Origin of the sequence: Actinopolyspora mortivallis DSM 44261 (genome assembly GCF_000384035.1) — a bacterium.
In the GTDB taxonomy this organism is placed as follows: Bacteria; Actinomycetota; Actinomycetes; order Mycobacteriales; family Pseudonocardiaceae; genus Actinopolyspora; species Actinopolyspora mortivallis.
This window is the reverse complement of sequence record NZ_KB913024.1, coordinates 1,420,707-1,442,772: the sequence shown is the minus strand read 5'-3', so window position 1 is coordinate 1,442,772 and position 22,066 is coordinate 1,420,707. Positions and strand designations below refer to the sequence as shown.

Sequence of the window (22,066 nt, the reverse complement as noted above, 5' to 3'; positions counted from 1 at the left end):
TCATGACCGGTCACCGTAGGATCGGGCCCGTGCAGCGCGGAATGGTATCCGGCCAGAGTGTCGCTGCCGTCATCGAGATCGTCGAAGTACTCGCCGGAAACAAGGAATAAGACGCGAGCGAGGATCTCCCAAGTTGTGCGGTAGCTTCACGTCCACGACTCGGGCGGGCAGTACCGGACAGTGAATAAAGCGCATGGAGTTTTCATCTTCTACCGATGGAAACATCCGCTCTGATCACCGCGCCATGTGGTCCAGGAACTCCTGAGTCTCGGAGTCGGGGGAATACACGCAAACTCCCCTCATTCCACGGGTAAGGAGAACCTTATAAGTGTTGCGGATAAGTCCGGCGAAGTGGATTTCTTCAGCCTTCCGCACAGCGGGGTCATAGGAGTACTCGCGGCGCGCGACCCATTGTCCGTCGCGGCGAACGAGGTCGGGGCCAATAATGACCCCGGCCCAATCGTATTCGAATCCCTGCGCTGTGTAGATGCATCCGACTTGTCCGAATCCGCGTTCGTCGGAAGCCCAGAAATAGGATTCGGGCGCATCTGGGACTCGTTTATCGGGTTTTGCGTTCCAGGGACGTTTCCAGTCATCGATGACGACGTCGTCGACGAGGCGCTTGCCATGGTCGGTTTTGATCGGATCACTCCACGGCCAGCAGTAGCCGGCTGCGATGCGCGCGGTACCGCCATGTTCGGACTGCTGAGTCCGCAGCCATGCTTCCATCTCCTGCGGGGAGGCGGCGCTGGTGACGACGAATTCGTCGTCGACCGAGGACGCAAGTTGAGTCCATGCCGTTGGGGGGGTCTGTTCGAGTCCGAGAAGTCGCGAGACCCACGTATCGAATGCTACAGAGCCGCCGCAGCGGAACTGGCCTTCCAGACGCACGACTTCAACGGCGCAGCCCTGCGTTTTTGCTGCTGTGGTGATTTCCTCCAGCGACCCCATTTCTCCCGGACGCACGATCTGGTGTTCGTCGAGCAAAAACACGGGGACTGAGGCGACGTCGATCAGTTCGTTAATCTGACGTCCGGCATATGCGCGTACTTCCTTTTTGGTGAAGCGGTTGACGCTGGTTTCGCGGATGCGGTGCGCTTCGTCGCAGACCAGGGCATCGAGTTCGCGGGGATTGGATTCGACGTAGTTGTTGAAGTATTTGAAAAGTCCCTGTGCGCGGGCATTACGGCTTCCCGCGATCTTGCGGAGCGTGCGGGTGAAGGCGCTGGATCCGGTGGCGTGGTGGACGGCACGGCCTTTTCGGGCGAGTTCGCCGACCAGGTTGAGAGCGATGGCGCTCTTCCCGGAACCAGGGCCACCGAGAACGACCACGACGGTGCGAGTGTTGGCGGCACGAGCATTACGGACGGCCTGCATTACTGCCTCGAAGGCGACTTTCTGCTCGTCTAGGAGGACAAATTGTTCACGTTCCTGGATTTCTTTGGCCGCGAGGTCGAGGAGCGGTTTTGAAGGAGCGTGGTGGAAATCGAGGAACTCGTCGGCTGCATTGCACGCAGCGTCTCTGCCACCGGTGGGATCGAGTCTGGCCTGCAGGTGTTCGACGAGTTTCCCTCGGTCATCGAGAGTGAACAGGCGCCCGTATTCGTCCAGCGCCTGGTCGCGCAGTGTCGAGACATCAGAGTTGCGCGCATTGTGCAGGTAGGTGATGCCGTAGACGGAGTCGGGCCGTGCGGCGAGGGCAGGGGTCGAATCGACGAGGTACTGGCAGTAGCCGCGAACCTGTTCGACCGGATGCAGAAGAGGGTTCGGGCCATAAGCGGAGATGCGGACCAAATCGCCGAGTACCTCTTCGACATGGGACCACTGTTTCAGCTCAACGAGCACGTAGCTGGGTTCTCCGGTCTTGGGGTGTGTCCCGCAGAGCACGGCGTCGACGCGCCGGGAACTGTGCGGAAGCTTGTGTTCCAGGAGCACCTCGACGTGACCGAGCCCGGCATCGGCTAGATCGGCCAACAGCACTGGAAGGCTGCGTTTCCAGGATCGCACCTCGGACATTCCCACCCGAGAGTCGAGCTGAAACCTGGCCTGCTCGTTAAGAAGCAAGTGTAACCGGTCGGCTTTCGCGTCGTCGAGCAGTTCCCCAGCGCTCCGACGAACCAGCGCCACTTCCAACCTCCACTGGACACGAGTAATTTACTCGCGGGTGGGGGCAGCGACGAAGTGGTGCTTCGGTGCCCGGCGGGCCGCGCTCTTACCACACAAGGGTAAAGGATCGATCGTGGCGGAGAACTCCAGGGTGTGCGGTGAGAGAGGCCTTAACGGCCGTCGCACACGAGCTGCACGGAATTCTGCGCGTAGCCTTTGGCCAGCTCGACCGGTCACCCATCCGCACTCAAGATCATCTTCTCGTCCAGGGATTGGGGAAGCTCGACAAGCTTCCCCATCTCGCCGGTCAAAGCCTTGGCGAGGTTCTTCGGAGCGTGGAGCCGGTACCAATCAGGTTATCCGTGAAAGCACGCAAACGCTGTTGAAATTCCTCAAGAGTCACGTCCAGCAACCACACAAGGCCCGGGCAGCGATTCCGGGGTTCGCGCAGCGTCCGCAGGGTGGTGGGACGCCCCACCGATGATCGGGCGGTGTTGACGGCGAATCGTGGATCCGTCCTGACCAACGGATGCGCCTGGCGAGACCCACCGCCGTCGTTCTCCGGTCACGGTGCCCACGACACACCACCGGTTTCACCAGTGGATTCCAGCTCGGATTGTGGCGCTAGGTGCACCACGCGGTGCTGGACGAACTCAGCGCCCGCAGTGAGATCGAGTGGGCCCGCGCGGTGGTTTACGTGGCCACGGTGCGCGCGAAAAAAGGAGGATCGATGACCGGGCCCAGCCCCGTCGACCGAGGCAAAGCCGGTCCCAAAATCCACCTGCTGACCGATCAGAGCGGCCTCCCGCCGGCGGTAGCGGTCTCGGCAGCCAACACCCACGACAGCAACGGGATGAACCCCCTGGTCAACGCGATCCCGAAGGTCCGTTCCCGGCGGGGACCGCGTCGGGGCACACCCGCCACACTGCACGCGGACAAAGCCTACGACGACAACGCGCTGCGCACCTGGCTCCGGCAGCGAAACATCGTTCCACGCATCGCCCGCATCGGCATCGAACCCAGCCACACGTTCGGCCGCCACCGGTGGGTCACCGAACGCAGACTGGCCTGGCTCTCCGGATACCGACGACTGACCCGCGATACGAACGCACAGCCAACCACTTCACCGCCTTTCTCACCCTCGTCGATGTCCTCGCCGAGGGGGACGTTCTCGTTGTCGCGCAGGTCCGGATCGGGCAGGGGCGCGCCCTTCCTGTCGGTCTGCAACTCACCCTCGGGGTCGGAGACCGCCACCGCGTTGGTCACGGCCTTGTTCACCGGGGTGGGGAGTTTGCCGCAGGCCCCGGCCTCGGCCAGTGCCTGGCGGAAGGCGGCGTCGAAGTCGACCTTCTTCCACCAGGTGTGGCCGACCAGCGCACGCAGCGCGGCCAACAACGCCTCACGATCGTCGTACTTTCCGACGGGTTTGGCATTGTCCACCTCGGCGAGGGTCTGCTCGGTGACCTCGAAACGCTGCCGCAGCGGCCGTTCCACGGTGATGCGCTGGTAACCGAAGTCGGACCTGTCGAAGATCTTGACCTTGTCGTGCAGCTCGTGGCTCTCGTCGGCCGCGATCGCTTGGGCCTCGTTGTACAGCCGGGTGAGCTGGGCGATCTGCTCCTCGGTGATGTACTTGCGCTTGTCGCCGAGGCTCTTGCGCATCTTGGCCCAGTACTCGCGGGCGTCCAGCAGGATGACCTTGCCGCGATCGCGCTCGGCCTTGTTGTTGGAAAGGATCCAGAAGTAGGTGGAGATACCGGTGTTGTAGAACAACTGGTCCGGCAGCGCGACGATGCCCTCCAGCCAGTCGTTCTCCAGGATCCAACGGCGGATGTTGGACTCACCCGACTCGGCGCCCCCGGTGAACAGCGGCGAGCCGTTGAACACGATCGCCACCCGCGAACCACCCTCGTGGACCGGTTTCATGTGCGCGATCATGTGCTGCAGGAACAGCAACGAACCGTCGTTGATGCGCGGAAGCCCGGCGCCGAACCGACCGGCGTGGCCGAGCGCGGCCTCGCGCTCCACGTCCTCGCGGACCTTCTTCCACTCCACCCCGAACGGCGGGTTCGCCAGCAGGTAGTCGAACCGCTTGCCGTAGTGCCGGTCGTGGCTGAACGAGTTGTCGTTGGCGATGTTGTCCGCCTCCTGGCCCTTGATCAGCAGGTCGGACTTGCAGATCGCGTACGACTCGGGGTTGAGTTCCTGCCCGAACAGCGTGACCGTCGCGTCGGCGTTGTAGCCGGTGACCACGTCCTCGGCAGCCGAGAGCATCCCGCCGGTGCCCGCAGGCCGGATGCAGGTCGACGGTGGACCGAAGCCGCCCGGCAGGCCCACGAAGCGGTGCGGCGCGGCGCCGAACAACTGCGGTCCCTCATCGCCCGCGTCCCCGCTCTTCCGGAGACGACGGGCGTCGAACTCGACAGCCTGGAACGGGCCCGGCGGGCGCGGGAACGCTGGGCGAATCCTCCGGAACGGGACAGCGACCTGGCCGAACACGTGGTCGCGACCCACCCCGAACTCGTGGCGGCATTCACGGCACTCCGCGAGGAGGCGACGGCTCGCCTGGAACAGTACCGGGACGCCTGGTCACCGATCGCAGAGAAACTGGCGAACTGGCTCGGACTGATGCGCGAGGTCCGCTCGACAGCGCAGGACCTCAGGGACGTGCGCACCGCCCACACATGGTTGCGCGACAACACCAAGCGACTGCGCAACGAACACCTGCGGCCGCTGGCCGAGCACGCGCGCCACATCTGGTCGCGGCTGCGGCAGCAGAGCAATGTGGACCTCGGGGCGATCGAGCTGACCGGCAACGGACCCCAGCGGAATGTGGCGCTGCACGCCGACGTCGACGGGGCCCGGAGCCAGGCGCTGGGCGTGATGAGCCAGGGCGAGCTGCACGCGCTCGCGCTGGCGTTGTTCCTGCCCCGGGCGACCATGGAGCAGAGCCCGTTCCGGTTCGTGGTGCTCGACGACCCGGTACAGGCCATGGACCCGGCCAAGGTGGACGGATTCGTGCGGGTGCTGGCGGAGCTGGCCGAACACCGCCAGGTCGTCGTGTTCTCGCACGACGACCGGCTCGCCGACTCCGCGCGACGTTCCGACGTGCGGGCACGGATCCTGGAGGTACAACGCGGCAGGAACTCCGAGGTCACCGTCGTGAACTCGAACGACCCCGCGCGCGGTCACGTGTCCGAGGCCAGGGTCGTGGCGAAGTCCGACATGGATCCGCAGGTGGTCGAAGCGGTGCTTCCGGAGCTCTGCCGGATGGCGGTGGAAGCCGCTGCCTGGGAGGTCTACAGCGCCAAGCGGTTCCACAACGGCCAGGACCGCGACAAGGCGGAACGACTCTGGAACGAGAACAGCCGCACCAGCGACCGGATAGGGCTCGCGCTGTGCGGCGAGGCGGGTGTGGACCTCGGTTTCTGGCTGGAGGGACACCCACGGCGGCGGCGCACACTGGGAATCTGCTCCCAGGGCGCGCACGAGGGACTGAGGTGTTCGGCCGACGAAGCCGTGAGAAGCGTCCAGACCACGGTCGACGACCTGCTGCGGGAGCCACGATGAACACCCCGACTCCGGATGACCTGCTCGACAGGGCCAGGGAACTGCTCGACCACAAGCGGGAGGTCACCGGGTGGTCGGCACCCCGCATGGCCGCGCTGCTCGCCAGGCGAGCGGCGGAAACGCTCCTCCGGACAGCGTGCGAGCGACGCTACGGCAGCGTGAGCGGAGCGAACAACCGAGCCCTGTTGATCATCGCTGTCCGCGTGCTCGACGACGGAACGGGAGTCCTGCTGGAACGTGCCTGGTACGGACTCAGCCGGGCCTGCCACCGGCACGCCTTCGAACTGGCCCCGCAGGAGTCCGAGGTGCGCGAGCTGATCGGGCTGGTCGAACGCGCCGGTGACCACATCTGAACGACGACGGCCGCCCCTCCCGTTCAGCCACCCGAGACACCGTCCTTCCCGGAACACCGACAACCCACCTGCCCTGCCGGAACCCGAACGACAGGTGCTAGAACAGCGGCGGAACACGATCACCCCGGAAATCGACGACTCCCCGTTCGAGAACACCGTCGTCCCGAACGTCGACGACGCATCCGCGCGACAGGACGTCGCCCTCCCTTTTCGACAACGCGATCCCCGCGAGGAGAACAACTTTGACAATCGACAGGGAGCAAGTGGGAGCGTACTCCCCCGACCAACCGGACGCCGAAGCCGCGGACATCGAGAACCCGGGCACCGCGGACCCGACTACCGAAGAAACGCAGCAGCGGGCCCGGGAAAACGACCCGCTGGCCGACCGAGCGCGACGGCTGTTCCAGTTCCTCGGCGAGGCGCAACGACTGCGCACCACCCCGATCCACACCGTGGAGAAGTACCAGTCGGTTCGTTGGACGAGTGAGATCCCCGAGCATCCGGCCGTCTCGCTCGCGGGCCGCGACAGCGACCCCGCCGAGAGCGAGCACGTGCTCAGCGTCGAACGACTGCCCAAGCAGGACCCGCCCCAACCGTCGGCGCGGCTGGCCGAATGGCTCGGCGGCCCGATCGACGACCCGACGGAAACGCCCCGACCGCGTGACACGGTTCCGGCCGCCGCCGCACCGAGGACCGAACGCGGCAGCGAGGAACGCGGCGCGGAACGGCTGCGACGCGAGGACCACCCGGAGATCGACGAGGACCACGAGGACTGGCTCGCCGACTGGAGCTCCTGGGCCGAACGGGAACTGGCCGACCGACCCGTGCGGGACCTCTACAACGAGTTGTTCGGCGTCTACACCGAGATCGGCGACAACCCGGAGTCGCTGGAACTGGTGCTGGGAATCGGCTGCCTGAGCTGGCAGCCCGACAGCCGGACCCGGATCAAACGGCACCTGCTGACCACCGCCGCCGGTGTCCACTTCGACGACGACTCCGGCACACTCACCGTCGTTCGTTCCGAGGAGGGCGCGGAGGAGTTCACCCTCGAACGGGACATGCTCGCCCCCGAGCTGCTCACCGACACCGAAAAACTCACCGAGCTGGCCGCCGAGGCCGCCACGCTGGAGGCACATCCGCTCGACCGGGAACAGCTGGCCGGAGTGATCCGCCGGTTCGTGCACACCCTCGACGCCGACGGCCAGTACCGGGACGAGGACGAGCCCGCGCGGGCCCAGTCCCATCCCGTCGCCACCTTCGCTCCCGCGATCATCACCCGGAAACGCTCGCGGCGTGGGATCGTGCGGATCTTCGAGTCGATCGCCGCGCAGCTCGCCGAGAGCGGCGTCGTCCCCTCGGGAGTGCGTCCCCTGGTCGACCCCGACCAGCGGCCCGTCGGCTCCGAGAGCCCCGGCTCCACCGACAGGCGGGAGAACACCGACGAGGAGACCTTCCTCCCACTGCCGGTCAACGAGAAACAGCTGCGGGTCATACGACAGGTCGACGCGAAACCGCAGACCCTGGTGCAGGGCCCACCCGGCACCGGCAAGACCCACACGACGGCCGCGCTGCTGGCGCACCTGCTCGCCCAGGGCAAGCGCGTGCTGGTCACCGCGCACACCGACCGTGCCCTGCATGAGGTCCGCGACAAGCTCCCGGAGGAGATCAAACCGCTGTCGGTGGCGGTGGTGGGAAACTCGCGCCAGGAGATGTCGGACCTGCGGGTGGCCGTGGACACGATCGCCGACAACACCGAGGAGTACGACGAAAAGCGCGCCACCGAGGTCATCACGGAGTGCTCGAACCGGATCGAGGAGGCGCGGCGGGAACGCGCCAGACTGCACCACGAGCTGGTCGAGGCCAGACAGCACGAGACCAGGGAACACTCCGTGGGTGGCTACCGGGGCACGCTGTCGAGGATCGCCCAGCAGCACGCCGCCGACGCGGAACGCTACGAGTGGCTGGCCGAGTTCGCCTCGGTGTCGGCCGACAGCGCACCGCCGCTGGACAACGCCGAGATCAACGAGTGGCGCGCCGCACTGTACGACCGGGAGAGCTCGGCTGAGGAACCGTGGGCACGGAAACGACTGGTCGACCCCGCCGAGATCGTCGCACCCGAGAAGTTCGCCGACCTGGTCGCCGCCGAGTCCCAGGCGCGCGAGGAGGAACGACGGCACGACGAACTCAAGAAACACGCCGCGTTCGACGCGGTGAGCGCGCTGGACCAGGCGACGCGGGAATCGCTGCGACAGCGGCTGCGGGATCTGGCCGACACCGTCGAGGAACTCGCGGGCGGTTCGCGGGAGTGGCTGAACACCGCCCTGCACGACGTGCTGGCGGGCCGTAGTGAGATCTGGCGTTCCCGCGTGAGTCGGATCGACGAACTCACCGAACGCTGCGAGACCGCGCTGAAACAACTGGACCCGCTGGTTGAGGTGCGGGTCGACGGTGCCGCCTCCGCACTGGTCAACCTCGCCGAGGAGGTACTCCAGCGGTTGAACGACGGCGGCAGGATCAAAACCCGCTCCGACGGCACCCCGAAGCTGGGCCTGTTCACCGCCAAGTGGATCAAACACGCCGAACCGCTCTTCCGACAGGTTCGGGTCAACGGCAGCTGCCCCACCACGGTCGAACAACTGCGGGCGTTCCTGCACTGGACCGAGTCCTACCGGGCGCTGACCGCGCTGGACAAGGTATGGCCCGAGGACATGACGGTCACCGCCGAGGACACGTTCCGCGAACGGCTGGACTGGCACCTCGCCCAAGCCAACCAGCTGAAACGGGTACTGCGTCTCGGCGAGGAACTGGCCACCGAGGAACAGCGCCTGGCCCGGAAGGGGCTGCCGAAACCCGACTGGAACGACCTCGCAGCCGTGCGGTGCTACGCCACGCTGGTCGACGCCGCGGCGGCCGTGGAGGCCACGACGGCGGCGAGCGCACCGCTGCGGGAACTCGAGCACAAGCTGGTGGGCGAGACACGCTGGTCCAACACCGGTGAGTGCGTCCACGCGCTGTTGGAGGCCGTGCGCGCACGCGACATCGACGACTACGCCGCACACCACCGCAGGCTGCTGCACCTGTTGGAGATCCGACGGCGCCTCCGGCGGCGCGACGAGCTGGAACAGCGGCTGACCGAAGCCCTGCCGCAGCTGCGTACGGAGGTCGAGGCCGCCGACACCACGGCGGAACTCTGGGCCGAGCGGCTGGCGGACTTCGAAGCGGCCTGGCGGTGGCTGGCCGTGCGGGACTGGCTGCTGCGACAGCACACGGTCGACGAGAACGAACTGCGGGCCCGGATCAACAAGCTGGAGAACGAGATCCGGCAGCAGAGCGAGCGGCTCTACGCCACGCGGGCGTGGAGCCACGCGGTCGCCCCGGAACGACTCGGGGGCAGCGCGCGGGCCGATCTGCGCAACTACTCCAACCTGGTCCGCCGACTGGGCAAGGGCACCGGTACGCACGCCGAACGGCGACGTTCGGAGATCCGCGAGGCCATGATGCGCTGCAGGCCGTCCGTGCCGGTGTGGATCATGCCGATCTACCGGATCGCCGAACAGTTCCGGATCCAGCCGGACATGTTCGACGTGGTCGTGGTGGACGAGGCCTCGCAGGCCGGGCTGGAGGCGGTGTTCCTGCAGTACATGGCACCGAAGATGGTCGTCATCGGCGACGACAAGCAGGTCTCGCCGATGGGTGTGGGTCTGGACCAGGAGGATCTGCGCACACTGGCCGGGCAGTACATCGCCGACGACCGTTACCGCAACGCCTGGCAGGACCCGCTGCACAGCCTGTTCGACGACGCCAAGATGCGCTACGGCGGGCAGATCACGCTGACCGAACACCGGCGGTGCGTGCCGGAGATCATCGAGTTCTCCAACCGCATCGCCTACCGGCCGGACAACATCAGGCTGAGCCCGGTGCGCCAGTACGACGCCGACCGGCTCGAACCGTTCCGGGCCCGCCACGTCACCGAAGGCCACCGGAAGGGCGAGCTGAACGAACCCGAGGCCGAGGCGCTGGTCGAGGAGATCGTGCGCTGCGCGGCCGATCCGCGCTACCACGGAAAGACCTTCGGGGTCATCTCACTGCTCGGGGACGCGCGGCAGGCCCAGCTGATCAAACAGAAGGTGTTGGAACGGCTCTCACCGCAGGAGATCGAGCGACGTCAGCTGCGGTGCGGCACCCCACCCGATTTCCAGGGCGCCGAACGCGACGTGATCTTCCTGTCCATGGTGGAGGCGAGCAGGGAGGGCAAGCGGATCAGCCCGCTGACCACACTGCACCACGTGCAGCGCTACAACGTGGCGGTCTCCCGGGCCAGGGACCAGGTCTGGCTGTTCCACTCGGTGAGCCTGTCCGAGTTGCACAACCAGGAGGACATGCGCTACCAGCTCCTGGAGCACTGCTACAGCATGATCGACGGCGCCGCCCGGACCGACTCGGACGAGCTGGTGGGCACGGTCTCCGAGGAACACCGCGACACCAGGTTCGACTCGCTGTTCGAGCAGCGGGTGTTCAACCGGCTGGTCGAGCGTGGCTACTCGGTCATCCCACAGTACTCCGTGGAGCCCTACAGGATCGACCTGGTGGTGATCGGCAACAAGACTCGGTTGGCGGTGGAGTGCGACGGCGACGCGTGGCACGGTCCGGAAGCCTACGAACGCGACCTGGCACGACAGCGCGAGCTGGAACGCTGCGGCTGGACGTTCCACCGCATCCGGGAGTCTGCGTTCTACGTGAACCAGGCACAGGAACTCGACTCGCTGTGGAAGGCCCTGAGAGCGCAGGGAATCCACCCACGGGGAGCCGAACCGGAAGTCGCGGAGCCGGCGAGCACGGAACCGACCGTCGTCGAGTCGGCCACGGCGACAGCGGTCGACCCCACGGAGGTAGGGACCACGGAACCGAGCGAACCGGTCTCGGCGCGGGTCGAGGACGAGATCGCGGCCACCGAGCACGAGGCAGTGATCGGGGATTCGGAACCCGAGTCGGGCGATGACGACTCCGAGCCCGCCGAGGGGGACGCCGGGAAATCCGCCGAGGCATCCGGTCCGAGCGGGGAGAAGTCGGTTTCCGAGCACGAGGAGTACGTGGAGTACAGCGGCACGCTGCCACATCCGCAGAACCTCATGCGCGAGCAGCTCGCCGAGGGACTGACGGAAATCGTGGCCACCGAGGGGCCGATACTCGGGGACCGGCTGTCCAAGCTCTACGCCCGTGCCTACGGTGGACGGCGCACCGGGGAGATCTCCAAAACCCTCAACGAGGGCATCTCCGCGGCTGTGCGCCAGGAGATGCTGGTGGAGGACAACCCGCTGGGAGACAAGCGGATCGCCCACCGCACCTTCCGGCTGCCCGAACAGCCGAAGGCGCGGGTCCGCACCGCCGGGCCACGCACCATCGACGAGATCCCACCCCACGAGCTGGCGACCGTGCTCGCGGAACAGGCCCTGCTGCACGGCCAGCGGGACGAGAAAGGACTGTTCCGGGCGGTGGTGCGCCGGTTCGGCTGGCGACAGCTCAGCGCCAAGGCGGAGCAGCGGCTGCGTGCCATCACACCGCTCGTGGACGGGGAGCACGCCTGACCTCACCACCGCACCAGGCAGGTCATGACTGATGGTGGACGTGCCGCACGGGGGCACCACCACACTGTCGGTCGAGTGGACTCGACGTGGTCGCTGGATGGGCCGCGAGTACCGGTCGGACACCGCTCGGCCGAGGCCTCGGGAGCAGGCACCGGCCGAGCGGTGGACGGCCCCGACACCGGATACCGGAGTTCGGCGGCCGCGGGCCGTGAGCCGGCGGCCGGGCGTGGCTTACGGCTCCCCCGGCCCGGCGAGCGCGGCACTGTACACACGAGCATCGTGCTGCCCGAGCACCTTCCCGAACCGGACGAGACGACACCCGAATCACGGTCCCGCAACGTCCGATGAACCCCGCCGTGGAGTGTGCCGGTGCCTGGCTACCTTGAGACCATGCGGCGCTATGTCCCACCCGACCCGTGGTTGAAGGTGTCGAGCAGGACAGCACGGCGGATCATGGTCGCCTGCGTCGTCCTGTGCGCACTGAGCGGAGCCGTCGTGGTGCTCTACCTCGCCACGCCCTACGTGACCGGACGAATCGGCTCGCCGCAGTTCCTGCTGTCATGGCTGTCCTGCACCCTGGTATTCGGAATCCAGACATACAGCTGGCGGTCGATCCAGCAGAGCGCCCTGCGGCGGGAAGCCGAGCGGACCAGCGACTGAAGCGGGAGGACGGGAAGGCTCAGCACCTGCCGACCGCGACCCAGAACGCGTTGCGGGCCAGTTCCGACACCTCGCCGGGCTCCGGATGCCAATCCACGGCGTGCACCAGCCCCGGCTCCACCAGTTCCAGATCTCCCAGCAGCGCGGCGAACTCCTCCACCGAGCGGTGTCTGGCCTTGTGGCTGGTGTCGCGGTACAACCGCGAGATCTCCTCGACACGGTCGGGCTCGTCGTAATGGTCGGTGATGTGCGAGACCACCAGGAAACTGCCCGGCGCCACGGCCCGGCGATAGGAATCGACGATCTCGGCGGGCCGCTCCTCGTCACCGACGAAGTGCAGCACGGCGGCCATGAGCACCGCTATCGGCTCATCGAAGTCGAGCAGCCCGGTGACCCCCGGTTCGGCCAGCACCTCCTCGGGCCTGCGCAGGTCCGCCGGGTTGATCGTGGCCCCCGTGACGCCTTCGAGGAGCTGTCGGGTGTGCGCCACGGCCACGGGCTCGTTGTCGACGTAGGCCACCCGTGCCGAGGAGTCCCGCGCCTGGGCGATCTCGTGCACGTGCCCCACCGTCGGAATGCCGGATCCCAGGTCCAGGAACTGGCGAACCCCCTGATCCAGGCAGAAGCGGACCGCACGCTGCAGGAAGGCCCGGTTGGCCCGCGCACCCGGGATCATGGCCGGCGTGATCGACACCGCCCGCTCGGCCGCGCTCCGGTCAGCGGCGAAGTTGTGCGACCCGCCGAGGTAGTAGTCATACATCCGTGCCGCGTTCGGTCTCGTGACGTCGAGGCCCTCGCTCCACGCCGGTTCCCCGATCGACATGCCATCCACTCTCCACGGCCGGGATCGCCTACCAAGGCGGAAGCCTACACATCCGGACACGCGCCGCGAAGAACGGCGGAACTCCGGAAGCGGGGCGAGAGTATCACCGACAGGGCGCCGATGCCCGACCTCAGGCCGCGGTGACCATGCCGGTGGCCGCGGCCGTCAGTTCGAAGGACCGCAGCCAGACCTGACGGTCGGGGGCGATCGAGGTGACCATCAGCTCGTCGGCCCGGGCGTGTTCGGCGAAACCGTCCAGATACTCCCGCACCTCCTCCGGGGTCCCCACGGCGGAGTAGGTGAGCATCTGCTGGGCCTGCTGTCCCGCCGGGGACTCCAGGGCCATGTCGGCCTCCTCCCGCGTGAGGTCGCGGCCGGTGAGCAGCCGCAACCTGCTGCGCTTGGCGGCCCGGAACTGCTCGTGGGCCCGCTCGGCGTCCTCATCCGCGATGATGTTGACCCCGGCGATGACGTGGGGTTCGGAGAGCTGCTCGGAGGGGGTGAACTGGCGGCGGTAGAGGGCCACGGCGTCCTCCAGCGCGTTCGGCGCGAAGTGCGAGGCGAACGAGTACGGCAGCCCGAGCGCGGCCGCCAGTTTGGCCCCGAACAGTGAGGAACCGAGGATGTACAGCGGCACGCCGGTGCCCTGCCCCGGAATCGCCCGCACCCCCTGCACCAGGGACTGCTCCCCCAGGTAGCCCTGCAGTTCCCGCACGTCCTGCGGGAAGTTGTCCGCGGCCTGCGGGTCGCGGCGCAGCGCCCGCACGGTCTTCTGGTCACTGCCCGGCGCCCGCCCGAGGCCGAGGTCGATACGCCCGGGGTGCAGGGTTTCCAGGGTGCCGAACTGTTCGGCCACGGTCAGCGGGGCGTGGTTGGGCAGCATGACACCCCCGGCACCGACACGGATCGAGCTGGTGTGCGCGGCGATGTGCCCGATGATCACGCTCGTCGCCGAGGAGGCGATACGCGGCATGTTGTGGTGCTCGGCGTACCAGACACGCCGGTACCCCCAGTGTTCGACCCGCTGTGCCAGGTCGATGCTCGCCCGCAGGCTGTCGCCCGGGGTCTCTCCCCTGCCGATGTTGGCGAGATCGAGGACGGACAGTGGGACACTCATGTGCTTCGCACCCCTCCGCGCGAGTACCGCAGCGGTACCTGCCGCCGCTGCGTTCCGGCCAGTCGGTCGAACGCGTTCGCCTGACGGAGGTATTCCCGGTATTGCCGGGATCACACTCCCCGGCTCGGAACAGCTCGCAGGAGGGAAGGGACGCGGGGCAACCGTGTCCGAGCTCAGGCACAACCGGAGCGGGTGTCCTCCGGCCTCGCCAGGGTGAGCAGGCCGCACCCGTAGGCCTTGCCCGGACCGATCCCGGAGAGCAGGGTGCTGGCGAGCAGGTTCCGGTCGAGCACCCGCAACCGCCCCTCGAACGTCGCCGTGCTCAGCACCACGTGGGGACCGCGTCCGTTCTTGGGGAAGGAGTGCCGCCTCCGGTCGGTGATGCGCACCTCGGGCGAACACCGCTGCGCGGCGTCCTCCCCGTCGCCCTCCCCCGGGGAGTGCGGCACCTCGAAACCCCACCGCTGTGCCCGCTCCAGGAACCATCCGCGCTGCGCGGCGGGAGTGCGACAGCCCGTCCGGCGACCACGCTGCCGCCGAGGAAGAGCACTCGCCGCCCCCTCGGAAACGGACTCGTCCGAACGGGGGACGTTCTGCACGGGGTTGGCCGTCACCCGGAACGCGAACTCTCGGCCCTCACTCAACTCCTCCAGCACCGGGCCGTAGTCCCGCACGGTGTAGTGCCGGCCCTCCGCTCCGGGCCACCCCGCCTGTTCCACCAGATGTGACCAGTCCGGGGCGTCGACGGTGAGCACCACCAGCTCGGGACGGTGGGACCCGCCCCCGTCCAGCCGCCACAGCACTCGCTCGTCCGTGGAGAAGTCCGGTACTCCCCCCAGGACGGCCCCGTGCATCTTGCGGGGGTTGCTCAGCAACCTGCGGCTGTGCTCACGGAACGGGTTGATACGAATCCGGGACAGGAAAGGCACACTCGGCCCCCAACGAGCAGAACGACTCCGCGTGGAAGACACGGGCCCGAACCACCGCACCGGCACGAGCGACCGGTTCGACGGCACCGAACCCGCCGTTCGTGATCATAGTGTCTCCGCCCGCCCTTCGGGGCGGGTTCCACGAGTTCCATGCGGTTGCGGCCAGACCGCCGACCCGACCGGTCTCGCGGTCGATGTGACGAACAACCTCCGCACTGCCGACCGGCGGAGCCGACGCACCGGGGTCAGTTCTGCGGCGGCACGATGTTGATCGAGCACTGCACCCGGTATTCGTCCACGATGTCCTCCCCGGCGGCGATGAGGCCGGTCACCGGGCCGTCGTGTTCGTGCTCGGGCACCATCGGCAGCGCCGAGCCGTCCGACTCCAGCACCCAGGCCGCCACGGGGCGTGTCTCGGTGTCCCCACCCGGATACTTGATGGACACCGACCAACCGGGGGCGGCCGGACTCATCCCGGACACCTGGGCACAGACGTCCACCCCCACGAACCCCTCCAGGGTCCGCGCGTCGACCAGACAGTGGCGCTCGGTGTGCTCGACGACCAGCGGCTCCCCGTCCCGGCCCCACCGCTGCACCGGGACGAAACTCCTCCGTTGCTGCCCCTCGACCTGTGTGTCGTAGACCGCTGCCCACCCGGTCGGCGACCACGTGTCCATGCCAGCCCACCCCTCCCTCGGGACGACTTCACGCGGTGGTTCCGTCACACTAGCGTGCTCGGCCCCGCTCCGACCCCGGGAACACGGCCGTTTCACGGGATCGGATGCCCGGGAACGGCCCGGTGACGGCCTCCACGTCACCGGACCGTCGGCGTCGTTCTCGCTTACGAGGTCACCGAGTACCGGTTGCTGACGAAGTCCATACCTCCGGGCGAGGAGGTGATCTCGAACCCGAACTGCACCTCGTGCACCGACTCCTCGGCGCTGAACCATCCCTGTTGGACGATCCAGTCCAGCACCGCCTTGATGTCCACCGTCGCCGCGTTCGTGTCACCGTGACGGACGAAGGAGAACACCTCGTTGTAGCCGTTCGAGCCCCGGTGCACGTCCCAGGTGTGACCGCCGACCTCCGTGGTGTCCACCCGGGAGCCGATCGGTCCGACGGGACCGTGCTGGTTCATCCACAGCATGATCTCGTAGCCGTGGTCGTCCACCCAGATGTCGTAGGAGGTGGCGTAGGCACCCCCCTCGGGGACGGAGACGTCGAACTCGCTGGTCAGCGTGTCCATCTCGCTGATCCGCTCGTCGATCGGCCGAGCCGAGTGCGGGTAGGACTTGACCCCGCCCGTGTCGGGGTGGTCGGCCCACACTCCCCAACCGCTGTAGGAGTTCGCCCAGATCGTCTGGGACCCGACGCCGCTGCCCCAGATGTTGTTGCGCACGAGGTAGCCGTTGTCGGACCAGGTGGCGAACTTCTCCGACGACGACCAGGCGGCCGCGTAGGCCGTCCCGCCTCCGAGTCCGAGCGTCGCCAGCAGCGCCACGAGCACCACGGCAGCCCTGGGTAATCGCATTCTCCTGCCTCCTTGTCGGTTCTCTTCCACTTCCGGCGCGTCCCGACGCGTCGGAAAGCCCGTTCAACCGCGTACCGGCACCTCGGCGCCGTCGCGGAGGAAAACGGGGATCCGCTCCAGCGGGGCGTCCACCCGGGCCACGGTTCCCCCCGTGTGCTCGGTTCCGGTCCAGGCCTCGGTCCACACGGCCCCTTCGGGCAGGTGAACCTCGCGAACCCGCCGCCCGGGATACAGCACCGGGGCGACCAGCAGGTCCGGGCCGAACATGAAACAGTCCGCGGTCCGCCAGGCCCGCTCGTCATGGGGGAAGTCGACGAACAGTGGACGCATCGGCGGCAGGCCCGTCTCGTGGGCCACGCGCATCAGTTCGCCCAGATAGGACCGCAGTCGTTCGCGCAGCCACAGCGTCTCGGTGATCAGCTCCAGGGTCTGTTCGCCGTAGGACCAGACCTCGTTGGGTCCGCCGGTCATGTCCGGGCCGAACGGCGGTCGCGGCTCCCGCACGCCGTGCAGGCGGAACAGGGGGCAGAAGGCCCCGTACTGGAACCAGCGCACCAGCAGTTCCCGGTACTCGGCCGAGTCTGGGTCACCACCGTGGAATCCGCCTATGTCCGTGGTCCACCAGGGGATCCCGGACAGCGCCGTGTTCAGGCCAGCCCGCACCTGGGCCCGCAGCGACTCCCAGGTGGCCGGGATGTCCCCCGACCACAGGGCGGCGCCGTAGCGCTGACTGCCCGCCCAGGCCGAGCGGCACAGCAGCACCACCTGCTCGTCCCCCGCGGCACGACTGCCCTCGTGAAAGGCGCGGGCCTGCTCCAGCGGGTACATGTTGACCACCTCGGCTCCCGGTCCGGTGTGAAAGCTCAGGTTGTGCGGGTGGCCGGGTCGCAGCTCCGGTTCGCAGGCGTCCAGCCAGAACGCCCGAACCCCCTTGTCGTAGTAGTTGTGCTTGACCCGTTCCCACACGAACTCCCGGGCTTCCGGGTTGGTCGGGTCGTGGAAGGCGACCGGCAGCTCCGTACCGAACCCCTTGTCGTGCCAGGGCGCGTGCACCGGAACCCCGCGTTCGGTGTCCACCAACATGCCGTTGTCGCGCATGGTGGGGAAGTTCTCGCTCAGCGGGCTCACGGAGGGCCACACCGACACCAGCAGCCGGACGCCCATGTCCGCGAGTTCGCGGATCATCCCCTCGGGGTCCGGCCACTCGTCCGGGTCGAACCTCCAGTCTCCGAGGTGGGTCCAGTGGAAGAAGTCCACCACGATCACCGACAGCGGCAGTCCGCGCCGTCCGTACTCGCGGGCCACCGACAGCAGCTCCCGCTGGTCGCGGTAGCGCAGCTTCGACTGCCAGAAACCACTCGCCCACTCGGGCAGCAGGGGCGGACGACCGGTGGCCTCGGCGTAGCGCTCCAGGATCCCAGCCGGGGTCTCGGCCGCCGTCACCCAGTAGTCGATCCGCCGTGCCGAGTCGGCCACCCACCGCGTTCCGTTCTCGGCCAGTTCCACCCGTCCGGTTCCGGGCATGTTCCACAGCAGACCGTAGCCCCGGCTGGACACCAGGAACGGGATCGAGACCTCCCCGTTGCGCTGCACCAGGTCCAGCACCAACCCCTTCTGGTCCAGCCTGCCGTGCGGGTGCTGGCCGAGGCCGAACAGTTTCTCGTCCTCGTAGGCGTGGAAGCGTTGTTCCCATCTGCCGTAACCGCCGTCCTGTCCCAGGAACAGCCGCGGTCCCGGCCACCAGAAGTGGGCGCGCTGTTCGGCCAGCAGTTCCTCACCGGTGTCACCACGCCGGAACGTCAGCACCGCGACCACGCCGGTGTCGGTGGGCACCAGCTCGACCTCGGCGGCGAGTGCCCCGTTGACGATCCGGCCACCGTCCGGGCCGGTCTCGGTGTCCACGACGACCGGTTCCGGAGGCAGGAGAGCACCGGGGACGTCGTCGGTGACCCGGTGCCGTGCCACGCGGACCCGGAGACTGTCCCGTCCCCACGGTTCGATCCGGATCACCTCGTGCCGCACCCGCACTTCGAGCACCCGTCCGTCCTCGCGGCTCTCCAGCATCACCGACTCCTCGTCATCGCGGTGGGACCGTGCCGGGCCACGTCCCCGGTGTTCCCGACATGGTGGTACCTCGATGCGTCGAAGCGCATCGACGATCCGGTGCGAAATACGCTAGAGCGAGGCGACGAAGAACACAAGAACAGCTCTGAGAAACATCTTGACGTCACAAGGAAGCACTCGAAAAGAGCTGTTGACCGGAAGGTCGTTCGGTGTCACAGTCTCCTCCATCGCTCCCGGATAAGCACGAATCGGTCGAATAATCGTCGAAGCGATTCGATTTCTCTTCGACACTTCCGGAGGTGTTTCGCGTCCATGTGCTCGGTTCCCCCGAACCCGATCCCCCGCCGCCGTGTGCTGTCGCTGGCTCTCACCGCCGCGGCCGGGTCGACCCTGGCCGGTAACCTTCCCCGCCGCGCCGAGGCGGCACCGGCGACACCCGGTTTCCGTGACCCGACGCTGCCGCCGCATCACCGCGTGGAGGACCTGCTGGGCAGACTGACTCTCGACGAGAAGATCTCCCTGCTGCACCAGTACCAACCGGCCATCCCCCGCCTGGGGCTCGCCCCGTTCAAAACCGGCACCGAAGCCCTGCACGGGCTGGCCTGGTCGAACGACCGGAACTCGGGCGGGGCGGTGGTCACCGCCACGGCCACGGTCTTCCCCCAGGCCATCGGCCTGGCCAGCACCTGGGATCCCGAACTGGTCGAACGCGTGGGGGCGGCCGTCGGCACCGAGGCACGCGGCTACCACGCCGAGAACCCCGAGGTCTGGGGCCTGCAACTGTGGGCACCGACGGTGAACCTGCTGCGCGACCCCCGATGGGGCCGCAACGAGGAGGGATACTCCGAGGACCCCCACCTCACCGGAGTGATCTCCACGGCCTACGGACGCGGCGTCCGCGGTGACGATCCCGAACGATTACGCGCGGCCCCCGTCCTCAAGCACTACCTGGCCAACAACAACGAAACCCACCGCCACACCACCTCGGTCACGCTTCCACCCCGGGTCAAACACGAGTACTACGAACAGGCCTTCCGCCCGGCGCTGTCGGCGGAGGCGGTCACCGGAGTCATGTCGGCCTACAACCTGGTCAACGGAAGACCGATGACCGTCCACCCCGACTTCGACGAGGTACTGCGCGGCTGGGCACCCCGTCGACTGTGCAACGTCACCGACGCGGGCGGACCGAACAACCTCACCGGTGCCCAGGACTACTACACCACCCAGTCGGAGGCCGACGCGGCGATCCTCAAGGCCGGGCTGGACAGCTTCACCGTCGACGACACCGACCCGACGGCAACGATCACCGCGATCAGCGACGCGCTCTCCGAGGAGCTGCTCACCGTCCCCGACGTGGACGAGGCCGTGCGGAACATCCTGGACCTGCGGGTCCGGCTCGGCGAGTTCGACCCGGACGGCGGTCCGTACGGGGGAATCGGCAAGGAGGTCGTGGACAGTCCCGAACACCGCGCGTTGGCCCGACGCGCCGCCACGGAGGCGATGGTGCTGCTGAAGAACGAGGACGGCACCCTGCCCCTGGATCGCGGGCGGGTGAACCGGGTGGCCGTGCTCGGCCAACTCGCCGAGACCCTCTACACCGACTGGTACTCCGGCTCCCTTCCCTACGAGGTGACACCGTCACGCGGCCTCCGCGCCGCGCTCGGGCAGGACACCACGGTCACCTCGAAGGAGGGAGTGGACCGGATCGCCCTGCGGGCCGCGGACGGGCGCCGCGTCACCGCGGGCCCCGCCGAACGGCCCCTGGAGCTGACCACGGCCGAGGACGCCACCACCCTCTTCGACGTCTTCGACTGGGGCGAACGGATCGTGACGCTGCGGGCCGTCTCCAACGGCCGCTACGTCTCCCGCACCCAGGAGCGCACCCTGGTCAACGACGCGGAACAGCCCCACGGATGGTACGTACGACAGCAGTTCCGGCTGGTGGCCCACGAAGGCGGCCACGTGCTGGTCTACGCCGGCAACGACGCCTCCGAACCGTGGTTCGGCGAAGGCGGCTACGTCGTCGCCGAACCGAACGGGCGGTTGACCGTCTCGGCCTCCTCCCCGGAGTCGGCGACCGTGTTCACCCGCGAGGTGGTCGTCGACGGCGTCGCGGAGGCGACGGAGGCGGCGCAGAACGCCGACGTCGCGGTCGTGGTGGCCGGCAGTATGCCGCTCATCAACGGCGGGGAGAACGACGACCGCCGGGACACGAACCTCGCCGCCGGGCAACAGGCGATGGTGAAGCGGGTGTACCGGGCCAACCCGAACACCGTCCTGGTGCTGGAGAACAGCTACCCCACCACGATCACCTGGGCCCAGCAGCACCTGCCCGCGATCCTGTGGACCACCCACGCCGGCGCGGAAACCGGCAACGCCCTGGCCGACGTTCTCCTCGGCGAGGCCGATCCGGCGGGGCGACTCACCCAGACCTGGCCCCGCACGGCGGAGGAGCTGCCGGACATCCTCGACTACGACGTCATCAGGTCCGCCCGCACCTACCAGTACTCCACGGTCCCGCCGCTGTACCCGTTCGGGCACGGCCTGTCCTACACCACCTTCGAGTACACCCACGCACGGCTGAGTGCGCACGTGATCGACGGGGACGGCACCGTGCGGGTGCACGTACGTGTCCGCAACACCGGATCACGCGCCGGTGAGGAGGTAGTCCAGCTCTACACCCACCAGCTCCGCTCCCGGAACCCACAACCACGACGACTGCGTGCCTTCCGACGGATCCGGCTGGAACCGGCGGGGCAGCGGACGGTGAGCTTCACGGTGCACGCCTCCGAACTGGCGCACTGGGACGTCACCCGCGGCCGGTGGGTGGTCGAAGAGTCCCCCCACGAGTTCCTGCTCGGCTCCTCCAGCACCGACATCCGCGCCCGGCGGACACTGCTGGTGCGCGGGGAGACCATCCCACCGCGCGACCCGCACCGGACCACGGAAGCCGTGGACTTCGACGACTACGCGGGCATCACCCTGACCGACCGGAGCAAGGACGGCGGCACGGCGGTCACCGTCTCCGACACCGACGGGTGGATCCTCTTCGGCGACACGGACCTGGGCACGACTCCGGGTGAGCTCACCGCGCTGCTGTCCAAGGGCTCCTCCGCTCCGGCGAGCGTGACCGTCCGGTTGGACACCCCCCGAGGTCACGAGCTGGGCACCATCACCGTCCCGAACACCGGGGACCGCTACTCCTACCGCACGGTCCACACCAGCCTGGCGCGGGCGCAGGGGCGCCGCGACCTCTACCTGGTCCTCCACGGGCCGGTCCACCTCGCCTCCTTCCGGTTCGGGCGGTAGCGGGACCTCGTTCTCCGCT

12 protein-coding genes and 2 pseudogenes are annotated in these 22,066 nt (G+C 67.9%); 6 read left to right on the top strand and 8 right to left on the bottom strand.

Annotated elements, in window-relative coordinates; translation table 11 throughout:
• Positions 1-234 precede the first annotated feature (234 nt).
• Complete coding sequence (locus ACTMO_RS0106930; protein WP_026448954.1) at positions 235-2,127, bottom strand: DUF2075 domain-containing protein; 1,893 nt, start codon at positions 2,125-2,127, stop codon at positions 235-237.
• 358 nt (positions 2,128-2,485) lie between these two features.
• On the opposite strand from ACTMO_RS0106930, the pseudogene ACTMO_RS24050 reads away from it, so the two are divergent.
• A pseudogene (locus ACTMO_RS24050) lies at positions 2,486-3,261 on the top strand (IS5 family transposase); the annotation flags it as partial.
• Between the two features lie 474 nt (positions 3,262-3,735).
• Here the strand turns inward: ACTMO_RS24050 and ACTMO_RS24045 are convergent.
• Positions 3,736-4,380, bottom strand: a pseudogene (locus tag ACTMO_RS24045) (HsdM family class I SAM-dependent methyltransferase); the annotation flags it as partial.
• Positions 4,381-4,449: 69 nt separating this feature from the next.
• On the opposite strand from ACTMO_RS24045, the gene ACTMO_RS20575 reads away from it, so the two are divergent.
• The 4 genes from ACTMO_RS20575 to ACTMO_RS0106905 all read left to right on the top strand — a co-directional run bounded on the left by ACTMO_RS20575 (position 4,450) and on the right by ACTMO_RS0106905 (position 12,274).
• A complete protein-coding gene (locus tag ACTMO_RS20575) occupies positions 4,450-5,676 on the top strand; it encodes an AAA family ATPase (protein ID WP_019853945.1) in 1,227 nt (408 codons plus the stop codon).
• Positions 5,673-6,029: a hypothetical protein gene (locus ACTMO_RS0106915; protein WP_019853944.1), complete on the top strand. Its 357-nt coding sequence runs from the start codon at positions 5,673-5,675 to the stop codon at positions 6,027-6,029. Before ACTMO_RS20575 ends, ACTMO_RS0106915 begins: the two co-directional genes overlap by 4 nt.
• A 242-nt stretch (positions 6,030-6,271) precedes the next feature.
• The gene (locus ACTMO_RS0106910) at positions 6,272-11,614 is read left to right on the top strand and encodes an AAA domain-containing protein (protein ID WP_245556061.1); all 5,343 of its coding nucleotides are present in this window, start codon (positions 6,272-6,274) and stop codon (positions 11,612-11,614) included.
• Positions 11,615-12,004: 390 nt separating this feature from the next.
• Entirely contained in the window at positions 12,005-12,274 is a 270-nt protein-coding gene (locus ACTMO_RS0106905; RefSeq protein ID WP_157062823.1) for a hypothetical protein, read from the top strand.
• Positions 12,275-12,293: 19 nt separating this feature from the next.
• Here the strand turns inward: ACTMO_RS0106905 and ACTMO_RS0106900 are convergent, their stop codons facing one another.
• The 6 genes from ACTMO_RS0106900 to ACTMO_RS0106875 all read right to left on the bottom strand — a co-directional run bounded on the left by ACTMO_RS0106900 (position 12,294) and on the right by ACTMO_RS0106875 (position 18,738).
• A complete protein-coding gene (locus ACTMO_RS0106900) occupies positions 12,294-13,097 on the bottom strand; it encodes an SAM-dependent methyltransferase (RefSeq protein WP_019853941.1) in 804 nt (267 codons plus the stop codon).
• 130 nt (positions 13,098-13,227) lie between these two features.
• Positions 13,228-14,214, bottom strand: coding sequence for an LLM class flavin-dependent oxidoreductase (locus ACTMO_RS0106895; RefSeq protein WP_019853940.1), 987 nt, complete (start codon positions 14,212-14,214; stop codon positions 13,228-13,230).
• 173 nt (positions 14,215-14,387) lie between these two features.
• On the bottom strand, positions 14,388-15,143 hold the full coding sequence (cas6e, locus tag ACTMO_RS0106890; protein ID WP_019853939.1) for a type I-E CRISPR-associated protein Cas6/Cse3/CasE: 756 nt from the start codon (positions 15,141-15,143) through the stop codon (positions 14,388-14,390).
• A 245-nt stretch (positions 15,144-15,388) separates the two neighbouring features.
• Positions 15,389-15,820, bottom strand: a complete 432-nt coding sequence (locus ACTMO_RS0106885; protein ID WP_019853938.1) for a hypothetical protein — start codon at positions 15,818-15,820, stop codon at positions 15,389-15,391.
• 164 nt (positions 15,821-15,984) lie between these two features.
• Positions 15,985-16,674: a GH12 family glycosyl hydrolase domain-containing protein gene (locus ACTMO_RS0106880; protein ID WP_033401506.1), complete on the bottom strand. Its 690-nt coding sequence runs from the start codon at positions 16,672-16,674 to the stop codon at positions 15,985-15,987.
• A 63-nt stretch (positions 16,675-16,737) separates the two neighbouring features.
• Positions 16,738-18,738, bottom strand: a complete 2,001-nt coding sequence (locus tag ACTMO_RS0106875) for a glycoside hydrolase family 31 protein (protein ID WP_019853936.1) — start codon at positions 18,736-18,738, stop codon at positions 16,738-16,740.
• A 312-nt stretch (positions 18,739-19,050) separates the two neighbouring features.
• Here ACTMO_RS0106875 and ACTMO_RS0106870 point away from each other — a divergent pair, with 312 nt between their 5' ends.
• The gene (locus tag ACTMO_RS0106870) at positions 19,051-22,047 is read left to right on the top strand and encodes a glycoside hydrolase family 3 protein (protein WP_019853935.1); all 2,997 of its coding nucleotides are present in this window, start codon (positions 19,051-19,053) and stop codon (positions 22,045-22,047) included.
• The last annotated feature ends 19 nt before the right edge of the window (positions 22,048-22,066 follow it).